Below are 9,740 nucleotides of genomic sequence, written 5' to 3'. Positions count from 1 at the left end.
GCGCCAACGTCAGTTTTGCATAAATAGCAGACACTGAGTAGTTGCACTCAATTTACACCACTTGACGGGACACTACCCATGTCTTCAGCCATGTCCTGGGCTTCATCAATGACCACAACCCACTGCCGCTCTGACAAATCTCCCTGACTTTGAACGCGTTCATTCCATAGCTTCCGAGCTTTGCTGAGTCCAAAGGGCATGGCTTCTCCAAGGTGAGAAAGCAGTTCCCCGTAGAAGTCTTTGGGTTTTAGACCCAGAACACAAATGTAGATGGGTAGAAAGCGCATGTCATCGAGTCCCGTCAACAAACGGCGGATAAGGGTTGTCTTGCCGCTACCGACTTCACCCGTCAGGAGCCCGAGTCCCTTGTGCTCCAAAATGTAATGGAGTCTTGCAAATGCTTCTTTGTGACCGGATGAGTCAAATAGTGCTTCGCCTTTGGCATCTCTGCGGAAAGGGACCGTTTGCCAGTTCCACTGTTCAGTTGGTGTCATCGTGTTTCACCGTCCCTTGAGAAACGTAAACCTTCCGCATGGGTTCTCTGTCTTTGCTTCAGCGCTTCGAATAAAGAGATACCGGGCTCAACTTTCTGCTCCCGTTGGGTCGCTTCCTTCTCGACCCGGTGGTCGTAACGCCGAGTCAGGTCCATGGGGGTAGCATCTGCGTATCGCACGTCGGCGCACCACACCTGTATCACAGAAAGGTCGTACGGGTCGTAACGAAGTTGAACCTGCCGTCCTGCCAGTTCATCCTCAACTTGAAATCGGTTGCCCTGGAGAGAGACACAACCGGCTTTGTCTACCTTGCGCTCTTCCTGCCAATAGAAGATTTCGTTGAGTTCTTCTTCAGACACACGTTTCGGTTTACGCTCGCTCTGTGCAGCTCGGTCTTTGGGCGAAACGCGGGTACTCCCGTGCTTGCGGACATGGTAGTAGCCCTCTATCCACGTGTGAAATGCTTCGTTCAAATCCTCAAGGGTTTCAATAAGACCAGACTCAATCGCTTCATACGCCTCCGGAATAAAGCTCGTGTCAAGAAACCGGAAGATCCGCTCAATTTTCCCGCGTCCAGCAGGACGGTAGGGACGACTGTGAGAAAGACGAATTCCAAGACGTCCACAAATGCGTTTCAAGTGGTGGGAGGAGAAAACGGCTCCGTTGTCGACATAGAGCTGCTCGGGGATGCCATAACGAAGAATAGCCTTCTTCAGACTATCCTCCATACGCGGCATCTTCTCGTCCCAATAGAACTGCCCATGTACCATGAGTCTGCTGTAATCGTCCAAGATGCCAAAGAGAATCGCCTGTTTCTTCTTGTTTGGCTTCTCTGGGTCAGGCAGATACAACGCGTGTTTAAAATCTGCCTGCCATAACACATGAACATCTTCCACTTCGAATCTCCGGAAGGTCCCTTTATTCTGCGGTGTAATGAGCAGTTTTTTTCGACTGAGTCCCGCTTGGCGCAGATGGCGGGCGAGGGTACTCGCTGCAACGGTCCCTGGTTGTGCGACACCTTCCGCCTCAACGAGAAGAATAATCTGCTCGACACTTCGTTCGGGACGCTCCCTGCGAAGCTGCGCTGCTCTTCCCAGGACATTTTCGGACAAACGCGTATTTCCTTTGTCATTTCGGACTTTGGGCATTAAGGCATCGTACCCGCCCCTGCGGTACAGTGCCAGATACCGTTCCAGCGTCCGAACACTGACACGTGTCTGGGTGTTGCTCCCTGGGATGACATACTCCATCGCGCTTGTCTCACGCAAATAGGCCCCAATCTCTCCCGGGCTCTGCGGCGTCTGTCGACTGACCACAGGAGCAATGAGGCTGTACCGAAACGCAGCAACCTGTTCTCTCAACCCTGGCGTCATTTCCATCTTCCTCCTCGAAATTTGGCTACAATCCCATTTTTGCGAGGAGAAGAGAAAGGTGCCATAGACATATATTGTGGGGTTGTTTAGGGACCTAAGCATTGTTCTGGTTGACGTAGCCGGTAGAGTCCATGCAGTAACCGAACGCTCACACCCATTGGCAGGAGCTCATCCCAGATTTGTTTCCATAAGGCAAGCTTTCCTAACGGACGACGGTTTCCACGAGGCAATATGAGGCTCGGATTCACAGCCAGCACATATTCCCAAAACCTCGACTCATGAGCGGCGAGATCCCACGTCTTGCGCCACCTCCACACGGTGCGGGGTGCAACCGGTCCCGCCGGATTAGGGAGCTCTGCCGCTGCTGTTTCTAGTGAATTCCCCGATTCACAGGACAACAAAACCTGCTCATGAACGTCCCAGGCAAAACGTTGGTATCGACCCACAAACGTCGGCAGCACACTGTTGGATTGGAAGCGGACGGCCACGGTGACTCCTTGAGGTTGTAGAAGTGGACGACGCACTGTGCCAAAATGTAGTTCGAATCAGTGAGGATCTGCAAAAAGAACTTCGCTGAACAGAGTTTGTGAAAAGGGGCGACGGAGATGGATTTGCAGTATCCTATTGGACGGGTGGACGTGCCAGAGATAGTGGACATGACGCACATTCATCGGTGGATCGAAGACATGCAACGAACGCCTTCGCATCTGCGCGAAGCCGTGCAAGGATTGTCGCAGTCGCAGTTGGATACGCCGTATCGGCCTGGCGGTTGGACTGTGCGTCAAGTCATACATCACCTGCCGGACAGTCACGCGCAGGCGTATCTAAACTTTCGCTTGGGCCTCGCACAAAGCAGACCAGAGGCGCGATCGGCGCCGATCAATGCGTGGGCGTCTATGCCAGACTCACTCGCAGGAGAGATCGAACCGTCTCTGGCGCTGTTCAACGGGTTGCAGGCGCGTTGGGTACTTCTCCTGAAGACCCTGTCTCGTTCGGATTTTGACCGGACGATTCACTTTCCTAATCAAGGTGACCGTAGTTTGGCGACGCTGCTGGCCATCTATGCCTGGCACGGAAAGCATCATGTCAAGCACATCACAGCGCTACGTGATCGTATGGGGTGGTAGCTCCCAAGTCCGGCAACCAACGAGCTTGTCTGAACTGCATCGATTTTGCGTCATGAGTGTCCACGGTTTGCCGTGTCATCGAGCGCCTGTTCAAGCTCCGCTTATCTCCAGCGCAAAGGCAAACTAGGGTGTGGCGAACTGCACAGTGCAGAAGGGGCGGACTTTAGGGTAACTGGTGATCTGTTTTGGGGATTGATGGACACCGTATAAGCCGAGTGCCACCGCGTAGCTAGGTGGATTCCCCACGTGTGTGGAATCCACCGCCACTCCAGTCTCATGGGTGAATCGATTCGCCTGTCAAGCTGGAGGACTTACCTTGACAGCCTTACCTCGCTGCCACATAGGGGAATTCTGGATGGAGGTGTTCCGGGCAGACAACTATCCGAGCACTGGTGAAAATGAGTTTGCACAAAATGCTTGACAGACCCCGTGCAATTGAGCCGGTGGAAGAAAGTCGCCCTAGAGAATATGTCCAGTCTGTTCGTAGATGAACGAAAAGCGGCCAAAGAACACAAGGCACAGGAACAAAAAATCGAACGACTTTACGCCAAGGTCGGTCAACTCACAAAGATCGTGGCTTCAGCGATTCATGCTGAACTGTGGCCACATCCTCAAATCCGTGAATGTTTGCTCTCGTACTTGTTTCATCGTAGACATCACTGAAGATGCTTTTTCACCTTTTCAACATTTTGATGGGAAAGTCCAGATGCTTTGCACTTTGAGTCAACGTCAACCCCATAGAAAAGAAGACTTTTCACCATATTCACCTTTACCTCAAGCCTTCCTTCTTGTTTTCCCTCCAGTCTAGCCTTCTGCTCGCGAATTTGCGCCTCTCGGATGACTGATGCTTCATCCAAAAGTGCCTTGCGGTGAGATTCGCTTTTTGCCCAAATGTGGACGTCATCACTCATGTCGTCCCATTCCTCGAACGTTTTCTTCATCACCGGGTCTTGCATCGCTATCTACTCCAATTCACGACGAATTTCTTCGATTATGTTTGCCTCCAGCAGGAAGCCAACGAACCAAAATATCTTCATGGAGATTGACACTCTCTCTTCGTATAGATGAAACGACATAGGTCGGACGATAGCATTAAATTGGCGTTCACCGAAACTCCGATTGTTCCTCTTCTTACCTTAAAAACTCACGCAGCTCTTCTTGCGATTTGATAGGATTCCGATAATCGAGTCCAACCATATCATGTAACGGAGCAAAGTCCTTGTCATTGTTACCAACCAGCGATGCCTTGTGCAGGAGGGCTGTAGCTGCGATGATGGCGTCTGGCAGTTTTAGGTTCTTCCCAGTACAAGTTTTCCATAACCTGCGAATTTCTGCTGCTTTCCGGGCAACCCCTTCAGTGACATCGACGACACGATGGACTGAGGAAATATAACTCTCCATGTCGGTGCGGATTGTCTCGTCGTGATCCACTGCCGTTGTGGAAAGAAGCTCACTGATTTGTACGACGGAGAGGAGGATTATCGCACCCTTATTCAATTCGGTATGAATTGCGTCGACTGCATCCGGGTACTTCTGATAGTGATAGAGATAGATATTGGTATCAAACAGTACATTACTCAAAGCGGGAATCCTCCCGATCATCCTCACCGTCGCGATTCGCGTGTGCCAGCATATCGTCGAATACGGAGCTGGGGATTCGTCCACCCCGTCCGGCTAAATTCTGAAATGTATCGTAGCGCTGTTTTTCTGTCCGTGGGTTACGAAAGCGAAGAATCAATTCATCCTCATCTTCGATGACGTCAATCAGAGATGCTTGATCACGGTGTTGACTGATCCGCGCGCGGACATTCTCCAATAAAGCATCAATTTCACTTGTTGAAAATTCCTTGCGTGCCTCCACACCGTTCAACTCCATTCGTTTCCAATATCTCTAACTGGCCCGAAATTCTGTGTGTTCGATTCATCTGAATACATTTTATCACACTGTATGGGATTGAACTTTACTGTGAGTTGGCCATCAGCGAAACTTCACTCGAATATCAATCTCAACTCCATCGCGCGTATACTCGATCCGCTCGATAATCTGTTTCGTCAATCGGTTTCTCTCCATCGGACTGATGTCGATGGTCTCTCACGCAACTTTCATCGCTTCAAGCCGCTGTAGCCGTTCCGCATGAGTCAATGGCGAACTCCCCTCCAAGCTTTCCTTCAACTGTTCGACTTCATTTTCCTTTTTGACGGTCAGGCCCTTCAAGCGTTCCAGTCGCGTTTTGTACTCCGGCTTCGTCACGTCTCCGATTACGAACAAATCCTTTAACCGACTCACACCGTCCTTGAGCTTTTCAAGTTCACCTTACTTCACGTCCAAGAGATGTTGCGGCGAGATGTCGGGTTCATCGACACTGACAGGCATTTTGAGGAGTTCCTTTTCATGCGTCCGTAGACTTTCCATCACGGCCATTTCGACATGTTCGAGTTCGATGCCGCGATTGCCACAGGCATGGCCGAAGGCGTCGGTCTTCCGGCATTTCACGAGTGTGCGTCCGTTTTCTTTGGGCTGGAATTGTAGTGAGTACTCACACTTTCCGCAATAGAGCAGGCCAGATAGCACATAGGTGCCGCGCCGCGAATGCTTCGGTTGAATTCTTCGGCTTTCGAGCAGCGTGATGATTTCGGCATGCTCCTCCAGTGTCTTGACTGCTGAGTGCGCATTCTCGACGACGATCCAGTTTTCACCGGAAATCACTTTGAACGGCGCAGCTTTACGCTTCTTGTGCAGCCCGCCGCTTGTTTTGCCATAGACCATTCGGTCTAGGTTGCACTTCGTTAAGAATCAGGCGATATCATACGCTCTCCGACCACATCTTTCCCTTTGGCGATGGAATGCCGCGACGGTTGAGTTCAAAGCAGACACCGCTACACGTCGACCCGCCCAGTATCCGATGCTTCATGAAGTTGTAGACATTCAGTTTTTCATGGTCGATATCCAAGCTATGGGCTTCTGAGTTGTACACGTAGGGGAATGGGGCAGGACCGTTTGTCCAGTGACCGAGTCAAGCACCGATCTTCTTGCCGCGCTGGAATCGTTTCTTAATCATCCGATACTCATACCAGGCGAACACGCCTTCAATGTCGGTCATCAGTTCCTGATCTTCATCGCTGAGGTCATATATGCGTTACAGGGTGACGACGAGCGTGTTCGATTGCTGAAGGGTTTTCTCGACCCGTGCGCGATCCTCTTTATCGCCACAACTGAGACGGTCATAGTCCATGACGACAACGGCGTCATAAAAATCGTTCTCGATGTCTTTCACCAGTCGCTTGAATTCGGGGCAGAAGTGGATGCTGTCAGACCTGCCAATCTCGCGATAGATCACGTAGCGCCAATTGTTTTTACGGACGAGATCGGTCAGGGCCGTTTCGTGCTTGAGCAGAACATCTTCTTCACCGCCGGTATCATCGCGGCTTTTGCGTAGATAAGTGGCGACTTCGTAGATTTTCTTTGGTTCCATTGCTTGTCACCTCGATTGTCAGATTATCGATCCCGTTTGGGATGTCCAGCTTCACTCTGCATGGTGAGTGCAGTCAACGGCAGCAGATGGAGAAGGCAAGGTTCGCGAATGGTTGAAACCGACTGTGTTGGAACGGGCGGTTGAAAAGCAGCGCAAACTCGCCCTACCTCCAAAGCTCGTTTCGTTTTTTTATATTCTGCTGATGCTCTATGACGACGAACGGGTGGTCGAGTTATGGTTTGAACGGATGTCCCAGAGCCTGGATCCGGAGTTGGCCCTCTTTGAAGAGATATATAGGGAACTCACGCAGGGATACATAAACGTTCAATTCCGAATGTCCAACGAGGGCATGGAAGTACAAGAACTGCAGCGGTTACAGCAACGCGTAAAGGAGTTGCAGGCGGAGAATAATTATTAGTTGAGTTTTCTCATGCAACCGTCTCACCCTGCGATGCCATCCGAAGGATGTCGGGAGACCTTTGCGCCCCCACTGATCGGCAAGCGGATTCTGGTCATCGGAGACGAAGGGCATGCTCCAGGCTATCGAGCGATTCTAGACCGCTTCGGGGTGACCATGGACTTTCTACCTGGATTCGACAAAGACCGTCAACTGGCCTCGAAACTCTCGAGGGCGGACGGGATGGTGTTCATTACGGCGTACGCGAGTCACCTAAAGTTCTATGCGCTCAAAGCGGAGAAAGCGAAGGACACCTGTTCGCTGGTGCACTAGGCGAGGTTGGAGGAATGTGCGAAGGGCGTCGCAGAACTGTGCGAAAGGCTGTCTGCATCGGTATAGGGGCGTTGGATGGGGAAGCCGTGGCGTATGTGCGTTCCACAGGGTGTGTTGGGTCTAGGGTGGTCCGCCACGGCACATCCAGTGTACCACACGGCACTCAGACGTCATCCTCCACCGGAATGCCTCGCTTCTGCAGTTCTGCGAGAAGAAACGGATACAACGCTTCGGCATCACTTCGGGGAAAGCGCCCGTCCTCGTTGGTCAAAGTGTACTGCAAGATGCACAGCAGGTCTTCGAGCGCAGCGTCGGAAAAGGTGCGCAGAATCGTTAGAATCGTATCGGTGCTCGGCAACGGACTCACGGGCAACCTGCCTTTCGGTTCGACATCGAGGCCATTGTAGCGAACAGGAATAAACAAGCAATAACCCCAATAACTATGACACAATTTGACATCGTACGACCGTAGACAAGGGGAGAATCCGAGGGGTTGGCATCGCTCATTCGGATAAGGCTTTGGCATCGAAGGCAAAACAAGGGCACGGGAAGGTTTGAACGGACCTTCGCTTGGCAAGGCTAAGAAAGCACCGAGACAAGACCCCACCTTGTGCGGCCCGACCTGACTCTTAGTCCAGGTCGGGCCTTTTTTTCTTGAGCGGTAGGGAGATTTATAGAAAAGGCGTTCTAAGACGGTAGCGAATATCCATGGTGTTGGTTTCGTGGGAACCGCTCAGTTCTCTCTTCGAGGAAGGCGTAGTTGTGCTAGACTGAGGATAAGCATCGAAGAACTTGGGACATCTTCTGCCCGCACGTGTTGCGGGAAGGAGGTCGGGCCGATGAGTGGTCAATCATCCAGGACCAGATGGGCCCCGAACCGAGCTTCTTGCTTGTAAGCTTAAGATCATCGAGCAACTGGAAATCCTCCTTGGCCTACAACAACCAAGGGGGATATTTCGCCCCAGACGACTAACTTCCCTGCAAAAATTTACTTAAAACCTCAGGTTACAGCGCGAAAGATGCGGTTTTATCTCAGGAAACATGCCGGCAGTCTTGCGAAGACAGAGAGCACCTCGGTGTTCTTTGTCCTGTGGATTGATTTTCATGTAGAAAATGGACAAAATCACGATGCAAAGGGTTTCTCCATCTGAACTCGCAAAGCCCGCCTTTCATAGAGAAGTTCTCCTCAACCGCCGCGTTTACTTCATGCCGATCCGCATCCGATAACACAACCAAGCCCGCCTCGTTTGTTCTGCAAACGCTGCGTGAACGGTCTGTTCAAAGGCCGGAAGCGCCGCCACCATGTCGGGAAGTTGGTGCTTGAGCACCGTTTGAACGCTTCCTTGACTGAGGCCAATCCCGATGAATTCTTGCGCGGTCAACTGGCGCTCAACATGAAAAACCACTTCCTTCGTGAACGTAAACAACCCACTTTGCACTATTTGTTGCAAATGTTCGTGTTTCGGCCACTTGTGCACCTGCTGCTCTGCGGGAATATTCTTTTGAATCGACCCCTCTGCAGCTTCAATGAGCGTGTCATACGCTTGTTCTGCCATCACGCTACAACTCGGCGGCCAGTCACAGTCGTATGCGGCAAAAAAGCCGCCCGGTTTGAGTATGCGGTGAATTTCGGCAAGGGTGGGCTGAGGATTCATCCAGTGAAACGACTGCGAACAGGTGACAACATCGACCACTCCATCCTCCAGAGGAATCGCCGTCGACAGTCCGTTTACAAACTTCATCTGCTTCAACCCACGGCGCGAATTTTCCTCCATCGCTTGGTGCCGCATGTCGTCGTTCGGCTCCACACCAACTACACGGCCAGCCACAGCCCCCCAGAGAAAGGAAGATAGGCCCGTGCCACAACCGAGATCGACCACAACATCCGGGCGACGACCCAGATACGCAATGAGAATGTCGATCACGCTCTCCGGAACTTCCGGACGATAACTGTGGTAGAGCTGTGCATAGCCGGAAAATCTGTGAATGTTGTTTCCCACGATGTCTGCCAACTGCCAACCCCTCCTCATGTGCTGCATGCCGCACCCTGCAATTGCGACCTCTTTCCCACAATTGTACAATAGTTTGAGGAGATGACGCATCTTTCGCGCTGTAACTCAACTTTCGTAGAAAGAAAATGGGGTTAATCCATTGAATCTATTGGCCGGATGGGCCGTACAATACCACTCTTGAACAAATAAAAACACCATTCTGCGTGTTATACTTGGAAGTGTCTAAGCCCCAAATAACCGCAGAAAAGGCGTTTTGTACATGATAACGCAGAGTGACGCCGTAAATCCATTACCACCCGAGATTCGCCCTGCATTCGAGGAGTTGAAGGTGCTCAAGCACCTACGCAAGGCCGGCATTACGAAAAGGTTTGGGTTTACAAGTTAATGAATTATGCAGTTGTTCTCAATAATTGGGGCCTGCTGAATAAACTAAAAACTCTGTTGCAGCAAGGAATTCGCGTGCAATTTGTCGAATGAAAGTGTATGGATTTTGAGCGGATTGAGTAAAAAACCGTGCACTTGGGGGAAGGA

At 51.3% G+C, this 9,740-nt stretch carries 13 protein-coding genes; 3 read left to right on the top strand and 10 right to left on the bottom strand.

What is annotated here, in order from left to right:
- Nucleotides 1-47 precede the first annotated feature (47 nt).
- Together M4I36_RS11910 and M4I36_RS11905 are read right to left on the bottom strand one after the other, a co-directional pair.
- Complete coding sequence (locus tag M4I36_RS11910) at nucleotides 48-494, bottom strand: AAA family ATPase (RefSeq protein ID WP_258111968.1); 447 nt, start codon at nucleotides 492-494, stop codon at nucleotides 48-50.
- The gene (locus tag M4I36_RS11905) at nucleotides 491-1,867 is read right to left on the bottom strand and encodes a DDE-type integrase/transposase/recombinase (protein WP_258111967.1); all 1,377 of its coding nucleotides are present in this window, start codon (nucleotides 1,865-1,867) and stop codon (nucleotides 491-493) included. The genes M4I36_RS11910 and M4I36_RS11905 overlap by 4 nt, the downstream gene beginning before the upstream one ends.
- Nucleotides 1,868-2,472: 605 nt before the next feature.
- Between M4I36_RS11905 and M4I36_RS11900 the strand changes: the two genes are divergently transcribed.
- Nucleotides 2,473-2,994 carry a YfiT family bacillithiol transferase gene (locus M4I36_RS11900; RefSeq protein ID WP_258111966.1) on the top strand — a complete coding sequence of 174 codons (522 nt, stop codon included), beginning with the start codon at nucleotides 2,473-2,475 and terminating at the stop codon, nucleotides 2,992-2,994.
- A 656-nt stretch (nucleotides 2,995-3,650) separates the two neighbouring features.
- On the opposite strand, the gene M4I36_RS11895 is transcribed toward M4I36_RS11900, so the two are convergent.
- The 6 genes from M4I36_RS11895 to M4I36_RS11870 form a co-directional block, all read right to left on the bottom strand.
- Nucleotides 3,651-3,950: a hypothetical protein gene (locus M4I36_RS11895; protein WP_258111965.1), complete on the bottom strand. Its 300-nt coding sequence runs from the start codon at nucleotides 3,948-3,950 to the stop codon at nucleotides 3,651-3,653.
- 175 nt (nucleotides 3,951-4,125) lie between these two features.
- Complete coding sequence (locus M4I36_RS11890; RefSeq protein ID WP_258111964.1) at nucleotides 4,126-4,575, bottom strand: type II toxin-antitoxin system VapC family toxin; 450 nt, start codon at nucleotides 4,573-4,575, stop codon at nucleotides 4,126-4,128.
- Complete coding sequence (locus tag M4I36_RS11885; protein ID WP_258111963.1) at nucleotides 4,568-4,855, bottom strand: hypothetical protein; 288 nt, start codon at nucleotides 4,853-4,855, stop codon at nucleotides 4,568-4,570. The genes M4I36_RS11890 and M4I36_RS11885 overlap by 8 nt, the downstream gene beginning before the upstream one ends.
- A gap of 231 nt (nucleotides 4,856-5,086) precedes the next feature.
- On the bottom strand, nucleotides 5,087-5,281 hold the full coding sequence (locus M4I36_RS11880) for a hypothetical protein (RefSeq protein ID WP_258111962.1): 195 nt from the start codon (nucleotides 5,279-5,281) through the stop codon (nucleotides 5,087-5,089).
- A 27-nt stretch (nucleotides 5,282-5,308) separates the two neighbouring features.
- On the bottom strand, nucleotides 5,309-5,761 hold the full coding sequence (locus M4I36_RS11875) for a recombinase zinc ribbon domain-containing protein (protein WP_258111961.1): 453 nt from the start codon (nucleotides 5,759-5,761) through the stop codon (nucleotides 5,309-5,311).
- A gap of 370 nt (nucleotides 5,762-6,131) precedes the next feature.
- Nucleotides 6,132-6,467, bottom strand: coding sequence for a recombinase family protein (locus M4I36_RS11870; protein WP_258111960.1), 336 nt, complete (start codon nucleotides 6,465-6,467; stop codon nucleotides 6,132-6,134).
- Between the two features lie 67 nt (nucleotides 6,468-6,534).
- On the opposite strand from M4I36_RS11870, the gene M4I36_RS11865 reads away from it, so the two are divergent.
- Nucleotides 6,535-6,885, top strand: a complete 351-nt coding sequence (locus tag M4I36_RS11865) for a hypothetical protein (protein ID WP_258111959.1) — start codon at nucleotides 6,535-6,537, stop codon at nucleotides 6,883-6,885.
- On the top strand, nucleotides 6,886-7,197 hold the full coding sequence (locus M4I36_RS11860) for a DUF2325 domain-containing protein (protein ID WP_258111958.1): 312 nt from the start codon (nucleotides 6,886-6,888) through the stop codon (nucleotides 7,195-7,197).
- 163 nt (nucleotides 7,198-7,360) lie between these two features.
- Here M4I36_RS11860 and M4I36_RS11855 read toward each other — a convergent pair whose 3' ends face one another.
- Together M4I36_RS11855 and M4I36_RS11850 are read right to left on the bottom strand one after the other, a co-directional pair.
- Nucleotides 7,361-7,621 carry a hypothetical protein gene (locus M4I36_RS11855; protein ID WP_258111957.1) on the bottom strand — a complete coding sequence of 87 codons (261 nt, stop codon included), beginning with the start codon at nucleotides 7,619-7,621 and terminating at the stop codon, nucleotides 7,361-7,363.
- 775 nt (nucleotides 7,622-8,396) lie between these two features.
- Complete coding sequence (locus M4I36_RS11850) at nucleotides 8,397-9,209, bottom strand: class I SAM-dependent methyltransferase (protein ID WP_258111956.1); 813 nt, start codon at nucleotides 9,207-9,209, stop codon at nucleotides 8,397-8,399.
- Nucleotides 9,210-9,740: the final 531 nt, after the last annotated feature.

This window comes from Alicyclobacillus sp. SP_1 (genome assembly GCF_024706985.1).
Lineage (GTDB): Bacteria > Bacillota > Bacilli > Alicyclobacillales > Alicyclobacillaceae > Alicyclobacillus_I.
Note: the sequence above shows the minus strand (reverse complement) of the source record. Positions and strands in the feature narration are given on the sequence as shown.

Bases quoted from the DNA above. Each gene is read 5' to 3' on its own strand.
- M4I36_RS11900 (WP_258111966.1), top strand. From the start codon at position 2,473: ATGGATTTGCAGTATCCTATTGGACGGGTGGACGTGCCAGAGATAGTG.
- M4I36_RS11895 (WP_258111965.1), bottom strand. From the start codon at position 3,950: ATGCAAGACCCGGTGATGAAGAAAACGTTCGAGGAATGGGACGACATG.
- M4I36_RS11910 (WP_258111968.1), bottom strand. From the start codon at position 494: ATGACACCAACTGAACAGTGGAACTGGCAAACGGTCCCTTTCCGCAGA.
- M4I36_RS11875 (WP_258111961.1), bottom strand. From the start codon at position 5,761: ATGGTCTATGGCAAAACAAGCGGCGGGCTGCACAAGAAGCGTAAAGCT.
- M4I36_RS11905 (WP_258111967.1), bottom strand. From the start codon at position 1,867: ATGACGCCAGGGTTGAGAGAACAGGTTGCTGCGTTTCGGTACAGCCTC.
- M4I36_RS11870 (WP_258111960.1), bottom strand. From the start codon at position 6,467: ATGGAACCAAAGAAAATCTACGAAGTCGCCACTTATCTACGCAAAAGC.